This window comes from Enterococcus sp. RIT-PI-f (assembly GCF_001297065.1).
In the GTDB taxonomy this organism is placed as follows: Bacteria; Bacillota; Bacilli; order Lactobacillales; family Enterococcaceae; genus Enterococcus_D.
In genome coordinates this window covers 22,811-46,688 of sequence record NZ_LHOX01000017.1, presented here as the reverse complement: position 1 = coordinate 46,688, position 23,878 = coordinate 22,811, and the positions used below count along the sequence as shown (strand labels likewise).

At 39.7% G+C, this 23,878-nt stretch carries 19 protein-coding genes; 13 read left to right on the top strand and 6 right to left on the bottom strand.

Annotated features, from left to right (window positions below; translation table 11 throughout):
* The first annotated feature begins 4 nt into the window (after nt 1-4).
* The 4 genes from pepT to AEQ18_RS10125 all read left to right on the top strand — a co-directional run bounded on the left by pepT (nt 5) and on the right by AEQ18_RS10125 (nt 3,611).
* On the top strand, nt 5-1,243 hold the full coding sequence (gene pepT, locus AEQ18_RS10140; RefSeq protein ID WP_054116225.1) for a peptidase T: 1,239 nt from the start codon (nt 5-7) through the stop codon (nt 1,241-1,243).
* A gap of 91 nt (nt 1,244-1,334) precedes the next feature.
* On the top strand, nt 1,335-2,243 hold the full coding sequence (locus AEQ18_RS10135; protein ID WP_054116224.1) for a diacylglycerol/lipid kinase family protein: 909 nt from the start codon (nt 1,335-1,337) through the stop codon (nt 2,241-2,243).
* Between the two features lie 33 nt (nt 2,244-2,276).
* Nucleotides 2,277-2,549 carry a DUF1294 domain-containing protein gene (locus tag AEQ18_RS10130; RefSeq protein ID WP_054116223.1) on the top strand — a complete coding sequence of 91 codons (273 nt, stop codon included), beginning with the start codon at nt 2,277-2,279 and terminating at the stop codon, nt 2,547-2,549.
* Between the two features lie 27 nt (nt 2,550-2,576).
* Entirely contained in the window at nt 2,577-3,611 is a 1,035-nt protein-coding gene (locus AEQ18_RS10125) for a lysylphosphatidylglycerol synthase transmembrane domain-containing protein (RefSeq protein WP_054116222.1), read from the top strand.
* An 85-nt stretch (nt 3,612-3,696) separates the two neighbouring features.
* Here the strand turns inward: AEQ18_RS10125 and AEQ18_RS10120 are convergent, their stop codons facing one another.
* Entirely contained in the window at nt 3,697-5,223 is a 1,527-nt protein-coding gene (locus tag AEQ18_RS10120; protein ID WP_054116221.1) for an ABC-F family ATP-binding cassette domain-containing protein, read from the bottom strand.
* Between the two features lie 294 nt (nt 5,224-5,517).
* On the opposite strand from AEQ18_RS10120, the gene clpB reads away from it, so the two are divergent.
* The 4 genes from clpB to lepB all read left to right on the top strand — a co-directional run bounded on the left by clpB (nt 5,518) and on the right by lepB (nt 11,468).
* Entirely contained in the window at nt 5,518-8,121 is a 2,604-nt protein-coding gene (clpB, locus tag AEQ18_RS10115; protein WP_054116220.1) for an ATP-dependent chaperone ClpB, read from the top strand.
* Between the two features lie 115 nt (nt 8,122-8,236).
* Nucleotides 8,237-9,775: an ABC transporter permease/substrate-binding protein gene (locus tag AEQ18_RS10110; RefSeq protein WP_054116414.1), complete on the top strand. Its 1,539-nt coding sequence runs from the start codon at nt 8,237-8,239 to the stop codon at nt 9,773-9,775.
* On the top strand, nt 9,775-10,740 hold the full coding sequence (locus AEQ18_RS10105; protein WP_054116219.1) for an ABC transporter ATP-binding protein: 966 nt from the start codon (nt 9,775-9,777) through the stop codon (nt 10,738-10,740). The genes AEQ18_RS10110 and AEQ18_RS10105 overlap by 1 nt, the downstream gene beginning before the upstream one ends.
* Nucleotides 10,741-10,898: 158 nt before the next feature.
* Entirely contained in the window at nt 10,899-11,468 is a 570-nt protein-coding gene (lepB, locus tag AEQ18_RS10100) for a signal peptidase I (protein ID WP_054116218.1), read from the top strand.
* A gap of 58 nt (nt 11,469-11,526) precedes the next feature.
* Here the strand turns inward: lepB and AEQ18_RS10095 are convergent, their stop codons facing one another.
* From AEQ18_RS10095 to AEQ18_RS10080, 4 genes are all read right to left on the bottom strand, one after another.
* Entirely contained in the window at nt 11,527-11,712 is a 186-nt protein-coding gene (locus tag AEQ18_RS10095) for a hypothetical protein (protein ID WP_054116217.1), read from the bottom strand.
* Between the two features lie 247 nt (nt 11,713-11,959).
* Nucleotides 11,960-12,631, bottom strand: coding sequence for a hypothetical protein (locus AEQ18_RS10090; RefSeq protein ID WP_054116216.1), 672 nt, complete (start codon nt 12,629-12,631; stop codon nt 11,960-11,962).
* On the bottom strand, nt 12,632-13,117 hold the full coding sequence (locus AEQ18_RS10085; protein ID WP_054116215.1) for a nucleoside 2-deoxyribosyltransferase: 486 nt from the start codon (nt 13,115-13,117) through the stop codon (nt 12,632-12,634). It lies immediately after the preceding gene.
* Nucleotides 13,118-13,166: 49 nt separating this feature from the next.
* Nucleotides 13,167-14,381 (bottom strand): GNAT family N-acetyltransferase, encoded by a 1,215-nt coding sequence (locus tag AEQ18_RS10080; RefSeq protein WP_054116214.1) that lies wholly within the window; start codon nt 14,379-14,381, stop codon nt 13,167-13,169.
* A 146-nt stretch (nt 14,382-14,527) separates the two neighbouring features.
* Here AEQ18_RS10080 and lepA point away from each other — a divergent pair, with 146 nt between their 5' ends.
* Nucleotides 14,528-16,363, top strand: a complete 1,836-nt coding sequence (gene lepA / locus AEQ18_RS10075) for a translation elongation factor 4 (RefSeq protein WP_054116213.1) — start codon at nt 14,528-14,530, stop codon at nt 16,361-16,363.
* Between the two features lie 96 nt (nt 16,364-16,459).
* Here lepA and AEQ18_RS15465 read toward each other — a convergent pair whose 3' ends face one another.
* On the bottom strand, nt 16,460-16,618 hold the full coding sequence (locus AEQ18_RS15465; RefSeq protein WP_082348649.1) for a tyrosine-type recombinase/integrase: 159 nt from the start codon (nt 16,616-16,618) through the stop codon (nt 16,460-16,462).
* Between the two features lie 792 nt (nt 16,619-17,410).
* Between AEQ18_RS15465 and AEQ18_RS16005 the strand changes: the two genes are divergently transcribed.
* The 4 genes from AEQ18_RS16005 (at nt 17,411) to AEQ18_RS10055 (ending at nt 22,940) form a co-directional block, all read left to right on the top strand.
* Nucleotides 17,411-17,539, top strand: a complete 129-nt coding sequence (locus AEQ18_RS16005) for a hypothetical protein (protein WP_268760938.1) — start codon at nt 17,411-17,413, stop codon at nt 17,537-17,539.
* Between the two features lie 267 nt (nt 17,540-17,806).
* The gene (locus AEQ18_RS10065; protein WP_054116211.1) at nt 17,807-18,058 is read left to right on the top strand and encodes a hypothetical protein; all 252 of its coding nucleotides are present in this window, start codon (nt 17,807-17,809) and stop codon (nt 18,056-18,058) included.
* A 432-nt stretch (nt 18,059-18,490) separates the two neighbouring features.
* Nucleotides 18,491-19,654: a sigma-70 family RNA polymerase sigma factor gene (locus tag AEQ18_RS10060; protein WP_054116210.1), complete on the top strand. Its 1,164-nt coding sequence runs from the start codon at nt 18,491-18,493 to the stop codon at nt 19,652-19,654.
* Nucleotides 19,614-22,940, top strand: a complete 3,327-nt coding sequence (locus AEQ18_RS10055; protein WP_235505534.1) for a helicase-related protein — start codon at nt 19,614-19,616, stop codon at nt 22,938-22,940. The genes AEQ18_RS10060 and AEQ18_RS10055 overlap by 41 nt, the downstream gene beginning before the upstream one ends.
* Nucleotides 22,941-23,878: the final 938 nt, after the last annotated feature.

Here is a 23,878-nt window from a genome sequence, read left to right as displayed (position 1 = left end):
GATTATGTACGAAAATTTATTGCCGCGTTTTTTACGCTATGTCAAAACTGAAACCCGTTCTGATGCCACCAGCAACACAACACCTTCCACGCAAACGCAAGTTGCTTTTGCTCAAGTCTTAAAAAAAGAATTGGAAGAATTAGGCCTTGAAGAAGTACGTTATAATGAAACAAACGGCTTTGTGCTTGGTACATTGCCAAGTAATGTCAGCCATGAAGTGCCAGCGATCGGTTTTATTGCACATATGGATACAGCTGATTTCAATGCCGTCAATGTAGACCCGCAGATCATTGAAAAGTACGACGGCGAATCCACGATCAATTTGGATAAAGAAGGTAAATATACCTTAAATATCAAAGATTTCCCGAATTTGAAGCATTACAAAGGCGAAACCTTGATCACAACGGACGGTTCTACACTGTTAGGCGCCGATGACAAATCAGGGATTGCTGAGATCATGACGGCAATGGAGATTTTGATCAAGAATCCTGAGATCAAGCACGGTCAAATCAACGTTGCTTTCGGACCAGATGAAGAAATCGGTGTTGGTGCGGACAAATTTGATGTCGCTGATTTTCCCGTTGATTTTGCGTATACGATGGATGGGGGACCAGTGGGTGAATTACAGTATGAAACCTTCAATGCTGCCCAAGCAGAGATCACGATCCAAGGGAAAAATGTCCATCCAGGTACCGCGAAAGACACGATGATCAATGCCTTGCAAATTGCCATTGATTTCCAAAACTTGCTGCCTGCAGACGAAGTGCCAGAAAAGACCGACGGGTCAGAAGGCTTTTTCCATTTGATGCAGCTAAGCGGCTCTGTTGAAGAAGCCAAAATGGCCTATATCATTCGTGATCATGACCGCGACCGCTTTGAAGCCCGGAAAGAAGAATTGCTGGCGATCCAAAGCAAACTGAATGCGCAATTTGATGAAGAGCGTATTTCCATTCATTTATATGATCAGTATTACAACATGAAAGAGATCATTGAAAAAGATATGCGCATCATTGAATTGGCAAAAACAGCCATGGAAACTTTAAACATTCAACCTGTGATTGAACCTGTCCGCGGCGGAACCGATGGCTCTAAAATTTCCTACATGGGTATCGCAACACCGAACATTTTTGCTGGTGGAGAGAATATGCATGGCCGTTATGAGTTTGTTTCATTGCAATCCATGATCAAGGCAACGGATGTCATCGTGAAAATCGTGCAATTAAACGCAGAAAGCGCAAAATAAATTTTTTAGTTTACACAGAAATCAAATTTTATGGCTGGGCAATCTTGCCGCTTGATGCGCAGGGCCTAGCCATTTTTAGGAAGTGGTTCATATGAACATCATCGTTTTGTATAATGATACAGCTGGCAAAAGTGAGGCCAAAAAAACCGCGCAAGATTTTGAGCGTTATAGCAAAGAACAGCAGCCTGAAGCGACAGTCGTTCTTCAACCTTCCAACCCAGATACAGATCCAGAGGAGGTTCGCCAAACAGCAAAAGAAAATCAGGTAGATACCGTGGTGATCATCGGAGGCGACGGGACGATCCATCATGGCATCCAAACCTTCAAGGAACAACTACCAGATTTGAAAATCGGTATTATTCCTGGTGGAACAGTCAATAATTTTGCTAAAATGCTGGGTATCTCAGTGAAGCCAGAAGAAGCTTTTGACACGATCTTGAATGGCACAGATCGAGGCATCGATTATGGCATGGTCAATGATCAAGTCATGATTTCAACGATGACCATCGGTATCTTGGCAGATACGGCAGCTGAGACTTCTCAAGAAGAAAAACAGCAATATGGTCCACTCGCTTTTATGAAACGATTCTTTCATTATTTATTTAAAAAGAAACAGTACAAACTGGAATTGGTATCTGAAAAACGCAAATGGCAAGGAAAAGCCCAATTGTTGACAGTGATCATGTCCAATTCAGCCGGTGGCTTTACCAACTTTGACGAATCGGCACGACCAGATGATGGTCTATTTCATATCATCTTATTGCCGAAGTTGAACCTATTGTCCTTTATTGTCTTCTTGCCGCGTATTATCCGCGGACGGATCGCAAAAGTACCGAGTGTTGAGTATTTTACAGCATCAGAAATAACAATTCGTGCCAAAGAAAGTAAAGTGCAAACAAGAACAGACGGTGACCCAACAGATGATCTGCCGATTGAGATGAAAGTCATCAAACACGGACTCACTATGCGGGTCCCCGCAGATAAGACAGATAGCAAATAACAAAGCAATGATGCTGGATAGGGAGGGGAATAAATGGAGGCATGGCTTTACAATCCGCTATGGTTTTATTTGCTAGCGGCAAACCTTTATCTTTTCTGCCTTATGGGTTATGATAAATATCAAGCAGTAAAGAAACGTTGGCGGGTACCGGAACTGAATCTGCTATTCATGGGATTGATCGGCGGCGGCTTTGGCGGCTTGATCGCGCAACGGGTATTTCACCATAAAACCAAGAAGAAGAAGTTTACGGTCGTCTTTATCTTGGGTACGTTGGTGGCGTTGTTGTTGATCTATTTCTTTGCCTAATCTGCTGCAAAAAATCAAGGAGTTATCATGAAAGCAAAAATAAAATTTGGATTAAACTTGTTGTTACTGGTCATCATTTTGGGGGTCATGTATTTCTTCGTCCGTAGTTCAATGATGGACATTTTAGCAGAAATCAGAAATACCAGCTGGGTGGTCGTTCTGATGGTCATGCTTTTGGGCACGTTATATTTGTGGATCGAAGGACGGACAGTCAAAGAGATCGCAAGCAATTTTCAACCTGACTTTTCTACGAAAGATGGCTTTTTCACCGTTTGTTATAGTGGCTTTTATCGGATCATTACGTTTGGCGCAGGTACATTGATTTCGGAAGTCAATTTTTATCGCAAAAGCGGTCTGCACTTGTCACAAGGAGTAGGGGTCACGACACTCCATATGGTCATGTACAAATTTGCCATTCTTACCTATGCGATCGCTGGTTTGATCATTCAATTCTCACTGTTTTATGATCATGCGCCGAATTTGATCTGGGTCATTTTGGCTGGAATCGTGCTTGTGTTTCTGCTCATTGCAGTTTTGCTGGCATTGTCTGTCAGTCTTAACGTGCAAGTTTTATTTGTGACGATCAGCCACAAACTATTTAAACGTCCAGCCTTCAGAGGCATTATTGATAAGTGTAATACCCAAATCTATTCCTTGCGAGAAACAGTCAATTCAATCTTGCAAGATCGAACGGCCTTTGTGCGGATCTACCTATGGAACCTCTTGAAAATGGTACCGTGGTATGTGATTCCTTATGTCATTTTGGTCAATAATCATCCGGATATCGATTTCTTATTAACATTTTCATTTATTAGTTTCGCCGTGGTCTTGTCTGGTGTGATCCCAACGCCGGCCGGCATCGGCTCCTTTGAATTCGTATATATGTTCTTATTTGGTCCACTGGTGGGTACCGTCGATGCGGCTTCATCCATGCTGTTGTATCGATTGGCTACATTTATCTGGCCTTTTGTGATTGGTTTTGGTTATGTCATGGTGCAAAAACGCAAGGACATCCAAGCCGAATTGACTGAATTGAAAAATGAAAAAATCAAAGTTGAATAAAAAAATGCCATTCCCAGATCATCTAGGAATGGCATTTTTAGTGTCTTTGATAGGTACAACTGTCAAAAAGCGGGACCATGACAGATCAATCTTTCAAATCAACGATTCGATCGACAAAGGTTTCATAAAACTCAGCTTCATGGGAAACGACTAAGACTGTGCCGGGATATGCGGCCAACGTTTCTTGAAGATTGTTCTTGGTATCTTGATCGATGTGGTTGGTGGGTTCATCCAAAATCAAGAAATTGCTTTTGATCAACATCATTTCTGCTAATTTGACCTTGGTTTGTTCACCACCACTAAGTAGTTTTAAGGCTTCTTGAGCCAATTGGCTTGGCAATCCAGCCCGTGACAATTGGCGACGCAATTCTTTATTGGTCGCTTTGGGAAACAAGTCTTCCAAATATTGTAAAGGGGTTTGCAATGGATAGGCCCATTCAAGATCTTGGGAGAAATAATTGAACTTGGTATGTTGCGGATAAGACACTGTGCCTTCAATCGTTGGGATCAAGCCTAAAATCGTTTTGATCAAGGTTGATTTACCGATGCCGTTAAAGCCGCGAATGGCAATTTTTTCTCCATAGCGAATGGTCAAGTTGATTGGTGTCAACAAAGGCTTTTGGTCATAGCCAATCACTAAATTGGTGGTTTCAAGGGCCAATGTCGTGACGATCGGTGCCATATCAAAACCTAAATGAGGTTTCGGCACGTCTTGCGGTGGGGTCAACCGTTCCACTTTGGCGAGTTGTTTTTCACGACTTTTGGCCATCGTTGAACGAGAACCAGCTTTGTATTTACGGATATAGCTTTCGGTCTTTTTGATATGTTCTTGTTGGGCTTCATATTGTTTCATATAACTTTCATTTTGCAACGTTTTTAGTTTTAAAGCTTTGTCGAGATTGCCGGTATATTTAGACAATTTGCCAAACTCGATATCGATGATGTGGGTCGTGATCTGATTTAAGAAATGGCGATCATGGGAAACAACCAAATAAGTCCCATTAAAATTTTGCAAGAAGTCAACCAGCCACTTGATATGTTCATCATCTAAGTGATTGGTAGGCTCATCCAAAATCAACATATCAGGTTTTTCCAACAGCATTTTGGCTAAAATCAATTTTGAGCGTTGTCCACCACTTAAAGAAGCCAACGGCGTGTCCATCCCTAAAATGGCAATGCCCAATCCTTCTGCCAAATCATCGACCAAGGTATCCATTTGATAAAAATCACCCTGGTCTAGCTGGTTTTGTAATTCACCGGCTTTTTCTAAAACTTTATCATCATATGATTCGCTATATGTTACATATAAATCGGCAATTTGCTGTTCTTTTTCAAAGTCAGCAGCAAATGCCGAGCGCAGAAAGTCGCGAATCGTTTGCGCTTCATCCACATTGACATATTGGTCCAGATAGCCCATCTTGAGATTCTTAGGAAAATTGACAAAGCCATCATCTGGCAAGATCTCTCCAGTGATGATTTTGATCAAGGTACTCTTGCCAGCGCCGTTGCGGCCAATCAGCCCGACCTTCTCGCCACGATTGATTTGGACAGATACATCTTCATAAAGCAATTTATCTCCAAATTGCTGGGTAATATTCGTTAAAGTTAACATGATTTCCTCCATATAAAAAAGCCGTAAACATCATTTGTTAACAGCTTGAACATTGCGATCGGCCCATAGTTCAGCCAAATACGCTTTTTTCTTGATGATTAAAAAATCAATCAGCCCTCAGCATACCATTGACTGTCGCTTTCTGTCAATTTTCATGAAAAAAAATAGTTAAAAAAATACTTAAATTCAAGAGGTTGTTTTTGACCATTTCTGACCATGGTTGTATACTAATAAAGTAGACAAAGATGTCTATATGCGTATTCTTTATCCAAATATAGCATGGGAGGAATTTTAATGAACCCAGAAAAAATGACAACTACGTTGCAAAGTGCCATCGCTGAAGCACAACAAGTGGCGATGACGCGGCATCATCAAGAAATCGATATTGCACATTTATGGAAAATTTTCTTGCAAGCCAATCAATTTGGCCGCAATTTTTATACAGATGCTGGGATCGATGCAGATGCCCTTGAATCAGAAGTCGATCGTCTTTTGGATGGCATCTCAGCAGTAGAGGGCAGTAACGTGCGCTATGGTAAGTCCATGAGTCAGAACCTATTTACCTTGCTTTCTGAAGCAGATCAACTAAAAAATCAGTTTCAAGATGAATACTTGTCAACGGAAATCGTTTTGTTGGCTTTGATGAAATTGCAACACCATCCATTGACTGTCTATCTGAAAAAGCAAGGTATTTCAGAAAAGTCACTCAAACAAATGATTGAACAATTAAGAGGAGGGGATCATGTGACCTCACAAAATCAAGAAGAACAATACAAAGCCTTGGAAAAATATGGCGTCGATCTGGTACAGCAGGTCCGTAGTGGAAAAATGGACCCAATCATTGGCAGAGATGAAGAAATCAGAGATGTGATTCGCATCCTTTCAAGGAAAACCAAAAACAATCCTGTATTGATCGGTGAACCTGGTGTTGGTAAAACAGCGATCGTCGAAGGATTGGCGCAACGGATCGTCCGTAAAGATGTACCGGAAAACTTGAAGGACAAAACAATTTTCTCATTAGATATGGGGGCATTGATTGCAGGGGCGAAATTCCGCGGCGAATTTGAAGAACGCTTGAAAGCTGTTTTGCAAGAAGTCAAAAAAGCCGATGGCCGGATCATACTCTTTATCGATGAGATCCATAACATTGTTGGTGCAGGGAAGACCGAAGGCAGTATGGATGCCGGCAATTTATTGAAACCGATGTTGGCCCGTGGTGAATTGCATACGATTGGTGCAACAACGTTAGATGAATATCGGCAATACATGGAAAAAGACAAGGCATTAGAACGCCGTTTCCAAAAAGTATTGGTCAAAGAACCGACTGTTGAAGATACGATCTCGATCTTGCGGGGATTAAAAGAACGGTTTGAGATCCATCATGGGGTCAATATCCATGACAATGCCTTAGTAGCGGCTGCGACCCTGTCTGATCGTTATATCACCGATCGCTTTCTACCGGACAAAGCAATTGACTTGGTGGATGAAGCCAGTGCAACGATTCGTGTTGAAATGAATTCAATGCCAACGGAATTAGACCAAGTCACACGGCGATTGATGCAATTAGAGATCGAAGAAGCAGCCTTGAAGAAAGAGTCTGATGATGCGTCTAAAAAACGTTTGACGATCTTGCAAGCCGAGTTGGCCGAATTGCGGGAAGAAGTCAATACAATGAAAATGCAATGGGAAACGGAAAAAGAAGAAGTCAATGCCGTATCCAATAAACGGGCAGAGATCGATAAAGCCAAGCATGAATTAGAAGATGCCGAAAACAATTATGATCTGGAACGGGCAGCTGTTTTGCGACATGGCACCATTCCGCAATTAGAAAAAGAATTGCTGTCCTTAGAGGACAAGAATGAAGCAGAAGGCATTCGCATGGTCCAGGAATCTGTGACTGAGAATGAAATCGCTATGGTGGTTGGCCGTCTGACAGGCATTCCAGTGACCAAACTTGTTGAAGGCGAACGGGAAAAATTATTGAAATTGAATGAAACGTTGCATCAACGGGTCATCGGCCAAGACGAAGCCGTCGATGCCGTCAGCGATGCCGTATTACGTTCTCGTGCGGGACTGCAAGATCCAAATCGGCCACTGGGGTCTTTCCTCTTTTTAGGTCCAACTGGTGTTGGTAAAACCGAATTGGCTAAAGCATTAGCTGTAAATCTATTTGATTCAGAAGAACATATGGTTCGGATCGATATGAGTGAATATATGGAAAAACATGCCGTTTCACGGCTGGTGGGTGCACCTCCAGGTTATGTCGGCTATGAAGAAGGCGGACAATTGACAGAAGCTGTTCGACGAAATCCATACACGATCGTTTTGCTGGATGAAATTGAAAAAGCACATCCCGATGTCTTCAATATTTTATTGCAAGTCTTAGATGATGGACGTTTGACAGATTCTAAGGGACGCGTTGTAGACTTTAAAAATACAGTGCTGATCATGACGAGCAATATCGGTTCTCAACTGTTGCTAGAAGGGGTAACCAGTGAAGGAACGATTCCAGAAGAGATTGCTGAAGGTGTGGGCGGATTGCTGCGTGGCCATTTCAAACCAGAATTTTTGAATCGGATCGATGATACGATTTTATTTACACCTTTAAGTTTAGCCAATGTGACTGGCATCGTTGACAAGATCATTGCGCAATTGTCTCATCGTTTAGAAGCCCAAGATATTCGCTTGACGATTACCGAAGAAGCTAAACGATGGATTGCCGAAAGTTCTTATGAACCAGCTTATGGTGCACGTCCATTGCGTCGCTTTATCACTAAAGAAGTTGAAACACCCCTTGCAAAAGAAATCGTTTCTGGCAGAGTATTGCCAAAAACAGAAGTGACCATCGAATTGCTGCATGATCAGTTGGTTTTTGCGAATCAACCCATCGTGGATTAAAGCAAACATTTTTGAGAGTTGTCTATCGTAGGCAACTCTTTTTTTGAGTCTTGGTTTTGGCGGGAATGCCTTCCTTCGTTTATACTTAACCTATGGCACAAGAGAGGATGAAATGATGAATACTTTTTTGGATACTTTAAATGAACGAAAGGGAGAATTGGTGACAGCCGTCTTTGAGCATTTGACGTTATCGATCATGGCATTGTTGATTGCCATCGTGATCGCTGTGCCGTTGGCCATCTGGCTTGTGAACCATAAGCGGGCCGCTGAAGTCGGACTGCAGATCACGAGCGTGCTGCAAACGATCCCGTCATTGGCATTGCTAGGATTGCTGATCCCCTTTGTCGGTATCGGTACTCCACCAGCGCTGATTGCCTTGGTTATCTATGCCTTGCTGCCAATATTCCAAAATACGTATATTGGTTTATCGGAGATCGATCCTTCGATCGAAGAGGCAGCAGTTGCTTTCGGGATGTCCCGGATGCGTCGTCTGATCAAAGTAGAATTACCGATCGCATTGCCTGTGATCATTTCAGGTATTCGTACCGCTTTGGTCCTGATCATTGGGACCGCCACTTTAGCAGCCTTGATCGGTGCAGGTGGATTGGGCTCGTTTATCTTATTGGGGATCGATCGAAACGCCCCAGCATTAACGTTGATCGGTGCGATCGGCTCTGCATTGCTGGCGATTATATTTAGTACATTGATTCGTTACTTGCAACACCTAAAACCGCGCTATACGATCATAACCTTGGCAGCGTTGATTTTTGTGATCGGCGGTATTTCTTTTTCCCAAAGCGGTATATTCGCACCTAATACGATTCGAATCGCGGGTAAATTGGGATCTGAACCGGATATTTTGATCAATATGTACAAAGAAATGATCGAACAAGAGGATCCAGATCTTCAGGTCGAGTTAGAGCCGAATTTTGGAAAGACGAGTTTTCTCTTTAGTGCTTTGGATAATGATCAAGTCGATATTTATCCTGAGTTTACCGGAACGGTCTTGGAAAGTTTGGTTGATGTTCCAGAAGATGTCGATAGTCAAAGTCTTGATTCAGATCAAACCTATCAAGAAGCGGTCACTTTGTTGAATGATCAATTCGATATGACTTTATTGAAACCAATGGCGTATCAAAATACCTATGCCTTGGCAGTCAAAAAAGAATTCGCCGAAGAAAACGATCTGACAACCATCTCTGATTTGAAAAAAATTGAAAGTCAAGTCAAAGCAGGCTTTACATTAGAATTTATCGATCGTACGGATGGCTATGCGGGCATTCAAGACAAATATGGCTTAGATTTCCCAAGTGTACAGAGTATGGAACCTGCACTGCGCTATCAAGCCATCAATAACGGAGACATCAATTTGTTGGATGCCTACTCAACAGACAGTGAGCTGCAGCAATATGGATTGGTGATCCTTGAAGACGACCAAGAACTGTTTCCACCTTATCAAGGGGCACCATTGATGAAAACCGCCTTTGCGGATGAACATCCTGAAGTTGTGGCTGCGTTGGAAAAATTAGCAGGACAAATCACTGAAGAACAAATGAGTGAAATGAACTATCAAGTAAATGTCGAAGGCAAACAGCCTGCAGAAGTGGCGAAAGCCTTTTTACTTGACCAAGGGTTACTGAAGGAGGGCGAATAATGACCCCAATCATTGAGTTTAAACAAGTCAGTAAAGCATTTGATGATAAAATCGTGATCGATCATCTTGATCTGACCATCCAAAAAGGCGAGATTTTTGTCCTTGTCGGACCATCAGGCAGTGGGAAGACCACCACATTAAAAATGATCAATGCCTTATCCGAACCAACCGACGGTGACATCTATTTTAAAGAAAAACGGATCAAAGATTACAACATCCAAAAAATGCGTTGGCAAATGGGCTATGTGTTGCAGCAGATTGCTTTATTTCCCACGATGGATGTCAAGCAGAATATCGAAGTCATTCCAGAAATGCTGGGTTGGTCAAAAAAAGACCGCAGTGAAGCGGTAGACCGTCTATTGAAACAAGTACAGTTAGATCCTGAACAATACCGTCATCGCCTGCCCAAAGCCTTATCTGGCGGCGAACAGCAAAGAATCGGCATCTTGCGTGCGTTGGCAGCAAATCCAGAAGTGATCCTGATGGATGAACCCTTTAGCGCTTTAGACCCCATTTCACGCAATGCTTTGCAAGAATTGGTGTTGGATCTGCACAAAGAGTTAGGTACAACGATCATCTTTGTGACCCACAATATGAAAGAAGCCATCAAATTAGGGTCACGAATTGCTGTAATGAACAAAGGCAAGATCGTTCAATGTGACACCCCAGAAGTGATCATCGCACAACCAAAAACGGCGTTTGTCAAAACCTTCTTTGAAGAAACAGGCGAAGATGAAGCCAAACTAGTCAAAGTAGCGGATCTGGTGGCCATGGGCTATTATAGGAAAGAAATCGATGAAAATCTTGAGAAAATCAAAGGCAATATGATATTAAGCGATACCTATGCCTTGTTTGCACAACATGCGGCCTTGACGATCGTTGAGAATGGACAAGCTGTAGGGACTTTGAATCATCAAGATGTCTTTGCCTTTTTGAGCCGAGAAACCCAAGTGAATGAAGCATAAGTGAAGATATTTGTCTGAGAAAACATCAAATTGTTTAAATTTGATGTTTTCTCTTGCTCTAGCGGGGAAAGTTCCGTAAGATAAAAGAATAAATCATTGGTGGAATATTGGCGCATTGCTGTACTTCGCCATTGAAGAAAGAGGAGTTTACATTCACTATGAGAAGAATTTTAAAGGAAAATTGGTTCATTATTTTCTTTATCATCGCTGTTGTTCTTCTACGCTTGTTTGTTTTAACACCAGTCAAAGTTAGTGGCCATTCAATGGATCCGACTTTAGCAGATAAACAGCGTTTGATCGCAACTAAATTGACCAGTTACGATCGTCAAGATATCGTCATTTGTGTCGAACCGGATGATACTGATAAAATTGCTGTGAAACGTCTGATTGGTTTGCCAGGGGATACTGTTGAAATGAAAGATGATGTATTGACCATCAATGGCGATGTTTACGAAGAGCCTTACTTGGATGATTTCAAAGAAATGTTTGCGGATGATCAGTTGCAAGAAGAGTATAGTTATCGGGAAATGTTCCAAGAAATCGCCGCAAGCGCGACGCAGTTTACGGAAGACTTTTCCATCACCGTTCCTGACGGCAGTTATTTTGTCATGGGGGACAATCGGTTGATCTCTCGCGACAGCCGCAGCTTTGGTGTTGTGACCGATGATCAAATGGAAGGCAAAGTCTTAGTGCGTTACTGGCCTTTGACTGAAATTACATTATTTTAATAAAAAAGTATTCTTGCACCAGGATCGAGTCCACCTCGAAACATGCAAGAATGCTTTTTTAAACGATCCAAGCCACCAATGCCACGACAGAAAACAACATTGTCCATACCGCAATAATTGCTGAAGCAATAAAGATAATTTTGATCGACATCGGTTGGACAAATTTGTTGGCATCTTGAGAAAAAGCAAAGGTAATGGAAGAGAATATCAAACAGCACAGAATAAAAAATACAGTCAAAACCATAGGCTTCTCCTTACAAACAAATTTTTTCTTATTATAATTAGTATAACAGAGTGATTCCAATTCGTGAAACAAAAAACTTTTAAAAAACTGGAAATACGCAAATCTAGTTAATCTATTGATGTCAAAACGATTTCATTCAACAAATTTGACGCATGCAGCCGTCAATTCTTTAAGATTTATCTAACAATTTCCAGATAACAAAATACACATGCTTCATTCTCCCAAAGAGAATAGAGCATGTGTATCTCTATTTGTGGTTGATTTTTTGAATACGATAACTTTCAAAATAATCGGGGTTGCCGCGACCTTGTACATAGGCGATCACACCCATCAAAGCAGCCCCAATCGTATTGGTGAACAAATCACCCATTGTATCCATCAGTGCGTCGCGACCGATAAAAGGTGTACCTTCTAATGTCGCATACCGCTGCAAGTTCATGCCACCGATCGAATCACACATGAATTCCCAGAATTCCCAAAAAATACCACACAAGCCAGCAAAGGCAAAGCCCATCAGTAAGAAGAGCCACGGTGATACCTGTTTGACGGGGGTGTTTTTAAGGAGCATACAAATCAGTCCGTAGCCCACTGCTGTCAAGACCATTGGACTAACGGCATGGAGTATTTTGTCCCAGAAAGACACGATCTCGATCAAATGAAGGATCGTCCCCATAAAAACGGAAATCAGTAAGAAAAACCAATAGAAGTAGACTGTGGCATTTGGCAACTGTACCTTGAGCAATTTCTTGCTGTATTCTGGGACAAAGATCAAGAGAATACCAAGGATCGCTTGCGCGATAAACATCAGCCCTTGACTTTGCGGATAGACACCCTGGAAAAACTCCCAAATTGAAAAAGCCAACACCAAGAAGCCAAAGACCGTAAACACCCGTTGGATGCGGTGATAATGTCCACTCATTTAGTTATCCTCCTTTAAGAAGGCTGCTAATCCCTCGAGTAAAGCCGCTTCCGAAGAAAAAATCTCGCCATTTAATTTGATTAGTCCAACTGTATACAAATTGACATAGTGGAACTGATTTTCGGCAACAGTTTGCAAAGCCGTCAGTTTTTGCTGATTGTCCGCGCCTTGTTGACGGCTATCCGTATATAGCCCAATCACAGGGATGCCTTTGGCATAGGCCACACCAATTTCGGAGGCCACACCAGCATCAATGGTCAGTCCATCTAAGCATGCAATCATCAAATCACTAGTCAAAACTTTTTCAGTATCAGCCAGTGCGATCATGGTGCTGTCGGCATAGGCGCTTTTGTCATTGATCGCCGCATTTTCTTGAGGCAAATAAAGGGTGATATCTGGATATTGCTGACGAATCTTTTTTACCAATGCCGCGTTGTACTGCAAGTCACTTGCCGCAAACAAGGGGGCTGCAAAATAAATGTTCATATAAAAAACTCCTCACCGTTTTCGTTATTATGTGATTTGTCAATTCTCCTCAAAAATAGTCGCTGAAATAGGCTTCCATATCAGGGATGATTGATTCTAGTAAAGTCAATGTCTCTTTGTCCGTCCGTAAACGTTCAACACGTTCCAAATAAGCAGGACGTCGATAATTCATCAGCAAACAAGTCAATGTCTGGATATCCAATTGGACGGCTTTGCCGACGGCTTCATTAGATACAGTGATCTCACCCTGTTGAGCATTGATCCCAAAGATCCCGTTGTTCCATTTTGCAACTGGATCAGAAACGACAAAGTGAAAGGCACCGTTAAAGGCTTTGAAAGGGAAATGTTTCAAAAATTCCGTTACATCAACGATCCTTGCCATATAATAAGGCTCGATCGTTTCTTTGATCTGGCTGTCTTCTAAATAAAAAGATAACGGTTGATTGGTATAAATCTCACCTTTGACCCAATAAACCATCGAAAAGTGGGCAGTGATGAAATTCCATAAACCATTACGGGCTTCTTGGTTCAGATAAAACATTTCTCTAACGTGAAAGACTTCTTCTGCCACCCAATAAAAGAGGACACCAGTCGGATGGCCGCTTTCGTTATAATAAATCGCTGCAGTCCGCTGTTCTTCGTTTTCGTAGCGCCAGTATTCTTCCCAGTGGAAATCAGTTCGCTGTAATGCTCCGTGATTGGCCCGTGAGAACTGATTGTAGACCGTATAAACATCGGGATCATCCACATCCTTCCGCTCTACGATGCCAGGAACCTCTTTGGTTTTGGGCAATTGGGTATCGCGAATTTTAAAGGACAATTTATCAGACATGATCTCCCAGCCTTTACGACGATAGTAAGGAACATTGTAAGGGTATAAATAAGAGATCCATTGCTTGTCCGCACGCATCGTCTCCAATGCCAGCTTGATGAGATCCTTCATCAAGCCATGGCCGGCATATTCAGGATAGGTGCCGACACCGGTCACGCCGCCCATTTTCATCAATGTGCCATGAATATTCACTTCACAAGGGTACACCGCAATCTGTGAAATCAACTGATCTTCATTGAACCAGCCGAATACTTTGGACAGTTCTAAGATTGGGCGTTTTGATTTGATCATTTCTCTTTTGTTTTCATAGCCGCTTTCTTCAATATCTGATTCTGTGATTTGAAAAACATAGCTAAGTAATTCGTTAAATTGATCGACATCTTGCTCTTCGACCGGACGAATATGAAATTTTTCATGAAAGGTATTATCCATTGTGTCAACTCCATTTATTTTTACTAGCTCTAGTATAGCAAAAGCTGAGGAAATATGTTTGATTAACGGTCAAGAAAAAGACTTTCACTATTATCATTTCGTTGGTATAATAGAAAAGCTGACTAAAAGAAATGAGGAACGTATCCATGAACATAGAAGAAATGAAAAAACGACAGGAGAAAATACGTAATTTCTCCATCATCGCCCATATCGACCATGGGAAATCGACATTAGCCGACCGTATCTTAGAACAAACCCATACTGTCAGTTCACGTGAAATGCAACATCAATTGCTTGATTCCATGGATCTTGAAAGAGAACGCGGCATCACGATCAAGTTAAATGCAGTTGAATTGAACTATACAGCCAAAGATGGCGAAACCTATATCTTCCATTTGATCGACACACCGGGACACGTCGATTTTACCTATGAAGTATCCCGCAGTTTGGCGGCATGTGAAGGGGCAGTGCTTGTCGTCGATGCGGCACAAGGGATCGAAGCACAAACATTGGCGAATGTCTACTTGGCATTAGACAATGATTTAGAGATCTTGCCGGTTATCAACAAAATCGATTTGCCGGCAGCTGATCCTGAACGTGTTCGCTCAGAGATCGAAGATGTGATCGGTATCGATGCCAGCGAAGCCGTATTGGCCAGCGCCAAAGCGGGGATCGGGATCGAGGAGATTTTGGAGCAGATCGTCGAGTATGTTCCTGCACCAGTTGGCGCTATCGATGCGCCACTGAAAGCCTTGATCTTTGATTCCATCTATGACTCTTATCGCGGGGTGGTCTTGAACGTCCGTATCATGGAAGGCATGGTCAAACCTGGTGACAAGATCCAAATGATGAGCAACGGCAAAACCTTCGATGTGACAGAAGTAGGAGTCTTCTCACCAAAAGCGATTCAACGAGAGGCCTTGATGGTTGGCGATGTAGGTTATATCACTGCAGCGATCAAAACGGTCAAAGATACGCAAGTCGGGGACACAGTCACTTTGGCCAACAATCCGGCAGAAGAAGCATTAGAAGGCTATCGTCAAATGAATCCGATGGTGTATTGCGGTCTTTACCCAATCGATACTTCTCGGTACAATGATTTACGAGAAGCGTTGGAAAAATTGCAATTGAATGATGCTGCGCTACAATTCGAACCAGAAACCTCGCAAGCATTAGGCTTTGGTTTCCGATGCGGCTTCCTCGGTCTCTTACACATGGATGTCGTGCAAGAACGATTGGAACGGGAATTCAATCTCGAATTGATCACAACAGCACCTTCTGTAATCTATCATGTCAACAAAACCGATGGTTCTGTTGTGACAGTGGATAACCCAGCAGACTTTCCTGAAGCAGGCACAGTGGACAACGTCGAAGAACCATTCGTCAAAGCACAGATCATGGTACCCAACGAGTATGTTGGCGCGGTCATGGAGCTGTCACAACGCAAGCGGGGCGACTTTGTCACGATGGATTATCTAGATGATTATCGCGTGAACGTGGTCTACAATATTCCGTTGTCAGAAATCGTGTTTGATTTCTTTGATAAATTGAAATCCAGCACCAAAGGCTATGCTTCACTTGACTATGAAATGAATGGTTATCGCGTCAGCAAATTGGTCAAGATGGATATTATGTTGAATGCAGAGAAAGTCGATGCGCTAAGCTTCATCGTCCATCGCGATTTTGCCTATGAACGCGGCAAAGCCATCGTTGAAAAACTGAAAAAAATCATTCCACGGCAACAATTTGAAGTGCCGATCCAAGCAGCAATCGGCCAAAAAATCGTGGCTCGATCTGACATCAAAGCCTTGCGCAAAAACGTCTTGGCAAAATGTTACGGCGGCGATGTTTCTCGTAAACGCAAGTTGTTAGAGAAACAAAAAGAAGGTAAGAAACGGATGAAACAAATTGGTTCTGTTGAAGTACCTCAGGAGGCCTTCATGGCTGTTCTGAAAATGGATGAGGATGAACCGAAGAAGTAGCAAGGGTTTGTTTGAAAACAGCAGCTTAAAAATGGTTGAAAATAATAGATTTGCCTACGATTTGCCTACGGTGACTTTCACTCGTAGGCAATTTTTTTATTTTGACTGTCTTTTGAGAGATTCTGTAAACAGATCAACTGTTTCGTTTTTCATCTTCTTTGTAACGTGAACATATTTGTCCATAGTAGTTGCAATTCTAGAATGGCCTAAGCAATCTTGTACAGCTTTTGGTTTTGCTCCAGCTTCTAACAACATGGCGGAAATAAGTTCTAGTGACGACAGAAATAAATGAATGGGGAAACACGATGAAAGGAGTTATTATACTAGTTGGATGCAAGTGTGGATAAACATTATACAATCTACAGATTAAAAAATGTTCAACCTATAGATTATAGAGTGAACATTACTAATTATCTTTTTTGATTTTTTCAAATATGATTTTGCCTAATTCATATATTGCTGTTAAAACAGCAATACAAAATAAAAAAGTCATATATTGAACAAGAAAAACTATATTGAACCATAACCCGTACACCATAGGTAATACAACTAAAAGACAAATATATATTTCAATTTTCTTCCATTTCCTTATCTTAAACCACTGTTTATTAGTCAAAATAATACTCCTTTTCAAATACAACCTGAAATTGAAAAAAGTGCCAACAATTTCAGGTTGAACCACTTAGATTTTGTAATCTAATAACGGATGACCCCCAAGAAAATAAACTAATTAAAGAAAGTAACATATATTTTGCCACCTTAAAATTTGATTAAAAATAGCTTACCAATTAAAATATAATTTGTCGACTTAACAAAATAGTTAAGCTGATTAAAAAAGATGTAAATAGAATGCTATTATTTGTATCTAAGTAATGTTTCGAATGGAAAATCCACTAAAATAATCATTTAAAGGATTGAAAAATTGATAACAGAAGCCATAACAATGTTGAAAGATAATATTGAACACACGGATCAATCATAGATGAAATAACTCAAATTGTCAGTAAGCTATCCACCAAAATAACCAACTAAGAAAAGAGGAATAATATGAGAGCAGAGATTAAAATTCAAAAGGGAAATGTCCGATCCTTACTTGATCTGATTAAAGAGAATCCTGATTTGAAGATACTTACCATGATTAATGCAGAGATTGTAGCGGATGATACCTACGGTTGATGGGCAGGTTCTTTTGGAAAAGCTGAAATTGATCATATTTGGAAAAATAGCGAGCGTATATATTTTAAGTCTGGTGCTGAAGAAGATTTGATAGAAAAAGAATTTGACCTCATTTATGACGAGATATTTTCTCGCGATATTGAACCAGACCCATCCATAATAAGTCAAATGGTGGCATCAAGGGTAAATAAATATGACTGGAAAAAAGTGATTGTCGTGTGGATAGGGTTGCCTTCGCAAAAATAACTAACTGAGGAGTGAAGCCAAATGGCAATTTGCGCAGTAACACATGAAAAAACATTAGTAACGGAAAAATTTGTTGATACAAGTGGCATTCAAAGTTATGTAAAGGATGGCGAATTAAAGTCAATTCAAAAGAATTTAGTTTATTCTAAAAAGTATAATTTAGTAATGAATTACTATTCGAATGGCGAAGTTGCAGCATATTTTAATGTTGAATATTTAAATTTAGCAACAAAAGCAACTCAAATTTATCAGTATCATATAGTTTTAGGATAACAAAATAATTGGATGATTGATGTCACATAGAAATATTTCAGTGAGTAAACGCTCTGAAAGTAAAGCTAACTTAAAGTTATTATCTACTATATTTATTTGCACAAAATAATTGACACTTCCGGCTAGCCTTTCCTTAAAGCTTCTTTAAGTATATAATTTAAGTAGTCTTGCAATTGAAGCTAGACTTGTGTAGAACAAATGATTATTGGTTATGAAAGGTCAAATAAAGATAATAAGTCTATGATGTGTAGAGTTGTTGCTATGAAGGGGAATCAGAAAGCTGAAAATTAGCGCTAGATTTTTTATTGCTAGTATAAATGGACGCGCGATTCCATGAGGAACGTATTTGGATATTCTGCTTATGAAAATATCAGAACTCTTATTAATTAAAGTGGGAATGTAAGCGGATGCTATAAAGTGAGGTGAGTGACAATGGAACCTAAAACTAGGCAAGATTTGGAGCAAAAACTAAAGCGGCAACTTGAGCAACGCTTTCCAGGTAAGACGATAAAAATTAAGACCATTACAACGGAAGACTTGGAAAACGACAGTCTGGCATTTTTGGAGGAACTTAAGTATGAAAATTCAGTAATAATTACAGATGATTACAAGGAAGAAGTGTCTGGTAGTGCATCTGAACCAGAGCAAACTACATCTCTTGATTTTTCGATGTTCGACGATGAGGAAGAAACATTATCAGATAAGTTAAATTCTGATGTCTTTAAAAAGAAACTGGAGACTCAAATATTGTCCCCCACCTTTGAGTACAATAGAGATTACCTCTCAGATTATCAGATGAAGAGAAACTCAAATGCGTTGAGTTTTCTTGTAGAGGCGAATAGGGGGTTAGTTGAGAAAACTGTTCGAAGGTTCACTGGATACTTAAATTCATCAATTCAAGAAGAAGATTTAAAACAGTGGGGATATATTGGATTAATGAAAGCTGCTAAAAAGTTTAATTCTAGTAAGGACACACAATTTTCAACCTATGCAATAATTTGGATTCAACAGGTAATTTTGCGAGGAATAATGGATACTAGTACAACTGTGAGAATTCCGATTCATTTTGGTGAAAAAATCAGAAAGATTATCAGAAAAGAAAAAGAATCAGTACAAAATTTTGGTGAAGTGAGGATAAAGTGGATTTGTCAAGAACTTGAAATAGATGTAAAAATGTATTATGAGGCGATTAAAGTCCGTAATACATTTCAACATTCCGTTAGTATTGATACACCATTAGGAGTTGATGGGGAAACAACGATTGGAGAAATGGTACCAGATCAAGAAGGTGATATCGATAAAAAATTGGACTTACTTTTTCTTCGAGAAGAGTTTGAAAAAATATTTGATACATTAACCGACAAGGAAGAATGCATCCTCCGACTAAGGTTTGGCTTCGAAAATGGCAAATCGAAAACACTTGAAGAAGTGGGGCAAGTATATGGTGTGACCCGTGAAAGAATTAGACAGATTGAAGCCAAAGCCTTAGGGAAACTTAAAGGACCAAAATACAAAAAAATCTTAAGTGATTTTTATTACACAAAGGGTGGTAACTATGACTTTCATGATGAAGCAGATTCAGAGCAGAATAAATGACATATGGCTTAAGAAAAATGGTAGACCACAATTGATTGTCTATAAAGGATTTGACGAAAATGACATTCCAGATAAGGGTAGGAGATTTTTTCAAAAGAGTGAGTTCTATCCGATTGGAACAGCTTCAAAATTATTTGGAGAATCCAAAGCTATGGAGTTATCTCGTGACGTTACTACAGATAACTATTACTGGATGCAATATGAAGAATTTGTCTTATCGGAACGTGTGACGGGGATATTATTCGATGTTTGGATTTTAAATAACAATCTATTCTTTACGCAATATCCATATAGAAATACTTTGATAGATGCTAAGAAGGTTTATGAGGATTTTTTTTTAAAGAGTGATGACGTAATTTTAGATAACGAAAAGGAATTATACAATGCTGTTATTGAAGTTTACGGAGATATAAATTTTTCAAAGGAAAGTACATCATATTATATCACTTATCAAGAAGTAGATATTCCAAAGGATAGAATAATCCCACTATTTTTGGCGGAGGAAACGGAATCAACTATAAACATATCAGAATCGAATCCTATTAGTGATTTTACAGTCGAATTGTCTGATGATGAAACTCAGTTTTTGGACTTAACGATGAAACTATTGAAAGGCTTGCCAGTTAAATCGATTGAAATTATATTAACTTCAGATTCAAATAGCTTAAGTAATGATTATTTGAATCGTCTCAAAATTTTACAAGATGTGATTGCTACACAAGCAACATTTTATTTTACAAATAAATCGATTAAGCGAAAGAACGTCCCTAACGAAACTATGTATCTAGAAATTTTGGAACAGTATTGGGGATTTAGTACTTTCAAAGCATTAGAGATGTATGAAAGCATTGAAAAGCGAAATCGAAAAACGATTAAAATTTCCCAAGCACAAATTATCGATGATATCGTTCAGCAAGCTACCTCAGCAATTAATGGGCAAGACTACCAAGATATATATATTACATCATCAACAGGTTCTGGAAAATCAATAATGTTTCAAATTCCGGCTTTGTATTTACAACGAATTTTTCCTGAAAGAAAACCGCTGACGTTGATTATTTCACCCTTGATTGGCTTAATGAATGATCAGGTAGATTCTATGGTGAAAAAAGGAATCAGTAATGCTGCACGGGTTCATTCAAATACGGCACCGTATGAGCGAGAAAAGATTATTCAGGGGATAGCCGATGGGAAAATCGATTTACTATACTTATCACCTGAAACTCTACAAGCAAGGTCGGATATCAAGATGCTGATTGGTAATCGCCAATTGGGTTTGGTTATTATTGACGAAGCTCATATTGTTACTACATGGGGGAAGTCTTTCAGGGCGGATTATTGGTATTTGGGAATTTATCTATCTAAAATGCGCAAACAATACAAGTTCCCAATAGTAACGTTCACAGCAACAGCAATATACGGCGGTAAAGAAGATATGTACATGGATACACGTGATAGCCTTAACATGGAGCGACCAATCTCGTATTTTGGTAAGGTAAAGCGCGATGATATCATTATGTGTATTGATTCTGAAGGGAAAACCTACGAACGGGCTGGTAAAGATTACTACAACGCAAAGCATATTTTAGCCCTGGAACATTTACAGAAAGCACATAAGCAAAAACAAAAATCTTTAATTTATTTTCCGACTATCCGTTTTTTAAAAAGTTTTCGTGAGTATGTAGAGCGCCAGGCTCCAGAAATTTTTGAGTTGATGGGGATATATTATGGTCCGATGGACAAAGAAGAGAAGGATGAAGTGCTTAATAGTTTTAAATCTGGAGAGCTTCAATATGTATTAGCTACAAAAGCTTTTGGTATGGGAATTGATATACCAGACATTACAAACGTGTACCACTTTGCTCCCACAGGAAACGTGGTGGATTATATTCAGGAGGTAGGACGGGTAGCACGAGACAATGAGTTAGTCCCACAAGGATATGCCTGGTTAGACTTTCTGGGTAATGACTTTGCAGAAGTTAACAAGTTACAAGGAATGGGTGCTATAAGAAAAGAGCAAATCATTGAAGTGATGCGAAAGGTTGTTAGTATCTATAAAGCGAAAGGGTATAATCGTAACTTGATAGTTAATGCTGATGATTTTCGTCATATCTTTGGAAATATTGAAAAAGACGATTCAAGTAATCTGGATAATAAAATTAAAACCGTTATGTTGATGATTGAAAAAGACTTTTCTTCTCCACGGAAGATTGGTTACTCACCTTTTGTTGCGCGTCCGCGTTCCTTATTTGGATTAGATAGTTTGTTTGTTTCTGAAAAATTTGAAGAGATACTTTTGAAGAGTCGATTAAAGAGCTTCTTTACGAAGATTGGTGATTTAGAAAAATCAGGGTATAAGGCCATATATGAGGTTGACTTAGCTGGGATTTGGGAAAAAGATTTTAAACAAATGTCTTTTCCTCAGTTTAAGTATTCATTGTTTACACCCGAGGAGTGTGGAAGGTTGAAATATGGATCTATTTTTAAAGAGTTCATTTTCGCTTCAGGAGTGACTGTGCCAAATGTAACTAACTCAGAATACTCTGGTATAACAACTCAGTACAATAAAATCCTAGATGTCTTTGAAAAGTTTTGCCGTGAAAAGAAACGATTAAATGAGTACTTCAGTATTAAAGAACTTGGCAAATATTTGAAAGATAAATTACGGCTAACAGACATTTTCAAGGGACGCGCCCTTGCTCAAGTACTAGTTAATGCGGCTTTTGATTTTGAAAAAATTAAGAACTATAAGTTTATCCGAGATCGAAAGGGGAAAGAGGGGGAATTAGCCTATATCTTCAATAATCAAGTAGATACTTTTATTGATTCTGTAAAGCAATATGTGAAGATATTTTATCTTGATGCATCAAACGTCTTGAATGACTCTGAAAGTCGGACTGTTTATTATCACCGTAATCGCGGAAACACCAAAATCGATGAGGCGATGATGGCACTCGGAATTGGCCAGTCTCTTGAGGTGTTAAATTTTGAAGTGATTAGTGGCTATAATCCACAAATTTATATCAGGATTAACTCAATCTATCAACTAGAAAAAGCTATTCAACAAGGGAACAAATACCGAAATTTTTTACTAGAAGAAGTCTACTTTAGGCATAAAATCAGTGTAGAAATGTTAGCGTACCTTTATACTTATAAGGCATCGGGAGTAAAAAAATCGGAGAGAATTAAAAACTACACTGAATTTTTCTGGGATAAGATTGAGGATTATTTTATGGGGATTATTCCACCTGAGGTAGAAGCTGCGGTTTACTCGAAGATAGAATAATCTGCAGCCTGATAAGTGATTATTAATGTGGTAAATTAATTATTATAAGAGGAGGCCCCATGTTCAGGGGAATCGGGTAATGGCACGAACGACTCTAAAAGACATTATGTACTTTGTAGATCGTAAATGACAAAAAAGTAGCAGCTATGCTATTTCCAGAAGTGAAACGTATAAAAAATACTAGAGGTAACTCCAAAACTGAAGGCAAGAAAATAATTTTTGATAAATAGGGCAACGAGCATCAACAGAACAAATATAATTTGGAACAACCTGAGTTTTCTTTTCTTCTTCGTTTAAATTCCATAGAAATAGTCGTCGAATCCAACTGATGCAGGAATTCCTGGGGCTGCTGCGATACCGGCTCTCCACCACCATCTGTTTGATTTATAGCTAGATGCAGATAATCCAAAACGTTAAGGTTTGTTACCGAAAAGATGGTACAAAGAATTCTCATTATTTGGTTTTATTCTGTCTTTAGTCAACCTTTTAGTTCTCGCTCTCGTTACAATTGATTTACTATTTCTATGAATCAAAAACAAAAAAGTTGTATCCACATTATAAAAATGGATACAACTTTTTTTGCTATGAAAAATTGCTTTTCGTTTTTTTGATTAGGTGAACATCGGTGCCGATTTCATTGTTCATAATTTTGTTATATTGAGTAAGGATTGTAACAAAATCATCTGCAGTGGGATTAGTATGGATCGACACGATGGGACAATGGTTGTAGTATGTAACTTGTGACAAAATTTCTGAGAGGGTATACTGCTCTTAAAGAAAGATCTCACATGCCAAAACGATACACAGCTGAATTCAAACAAAATATTTTAGACCTCCACAATGCAGGACTCAAGACTGCACGTGAACTTTCAAATGAATATGGCGTTGGCTACTCGACCATTCTTAAATAGTGCCAAGCGAAAACGCTAGATTCAAAA

Coding starts and splice junctions, on each gene's coding strand:
- pepT (WP_054116225.1), top strand. CDS start 5: ATGTACGAAAATTTATTGCCGCGTTTTTTACGCTATGTCAAAACTGAA.
- AEQ18_RS10135 (WP_054116224.1), top strand. CDS start 1,335: ATGAACATCATCGTTTTGTATAATGATACAGCTGGCAAAAGTGAGGCC.
- AEQ18_RS10130 (WP_054116223.1), top strand. CDS start 2,277: ATGGAGGCATGGCTTTACAATCCGCTATGGTTTTATTTGCTAGCGGCA.
- AEQ18_RS10125 (WP_054116222.1), top strand. CDS start 2,577: ATGAAAGCAAAAATAAAATTTGGATTAAACTTGTTGTTACTGGTCATC.
- AEQ18_RS10120 (WP_054116221.1), bottom strand. CDS start 5,223: ATGTTAACTTTAACGAATATTACCCAGCAATTTGGAGATAAATTGCTT.
- clpB (WP_054116220.1), top strand. CDS start 5,518: ATGAACCCAGAAAAAATGACAACTACGTTGCAAAGTGCCATCGCTGAA.
- AEQ18_RS10110 (WP_054116414.1), top strand. CDS start 8,237: ATGAATACTTTTTTGGATACTTTAAATGAACGAAAGGGAGAATTGGTG.
- AEQ18_RS10105 (WP_054116219.1), top strand. CDS start 9,775: ATGACCCCAATCATTGAGTTTAAACAAGTCAGTAAAGCATTTGATGAT.
- lepB (WP_054116218.1), top strand. CDS start 10,899: ATGAGAAGAATTTTAAAGGAAAATTGGTTCATTATTTTCTTTATCATC.
- AEQ18_RS10095 (WP_054116217.1), bottom strand. CDS start 11,712: ATGGTTTTGACTGTATTTTTTATTCTGTGCTGTTTGATATTCTCTTCC.
- AEQ18_RS10090 (WP_054116216.1), bottom strand. CDS start 12,631: ATGAGTGGACATTATCACCGCATCCAACGGGTGTTTACGGTCTTTGGC.
- AEQ18_RS10085 (WP_054116215.1), bottom strand. CDS start 13,117: ATGAACATTTATTTTGCAGCCCCCTTGTTTGCGGCAAGTGACTTGCAG.
- AEQ18_RS10080 (WP_054116214.1), bottom strand. CDS start 14,381: ATGGATAATACCTTTCATGAAAAATTTCATATTCGTCCGGTCGAAGAG.
- lepA (WP_054116213.1), top strand. CDS start 14,528: ATGAACATAGAAGAAATGAAAAAACGACAGGAGAAAATACGTAATTTC.
- AEQ18_RS15465 (WP_082348649.1), bottom strand. CDS start 16,618: ATGTTGTTAGAAGCTGGAGCAAAACCAAAAGCTGTACAAGATTGCTTA.
- AEQ18_RS16005 (WP_268760938.1), top strand. CDS start 17,411: ATGAGAGCAGAGATTAAAATTCAAAAGGGAAATGTCCGATCCTTACTT.
- AEQ18_RS10065 (WP_054116211.1), top strand. CDS start 17,807: ATGGCAATTTGCGCAGTAACACATGAAAAAACATTAGTAACGGAAAAA.
- AEQ18_RS10060 (WP_054116210.1), top strand. CDS start 18,491: ATGGAACCTAAAACTAGGCAAGATTTGGAGCAAAAACTAAAGCGGCAA.
- AEQ18_RS10055 (WP_235505534.1), top strand. CDS start 19,614: ATGACTTTCATGATGAAGCAGATTCAGAGCAGAATAAATGACATATGG.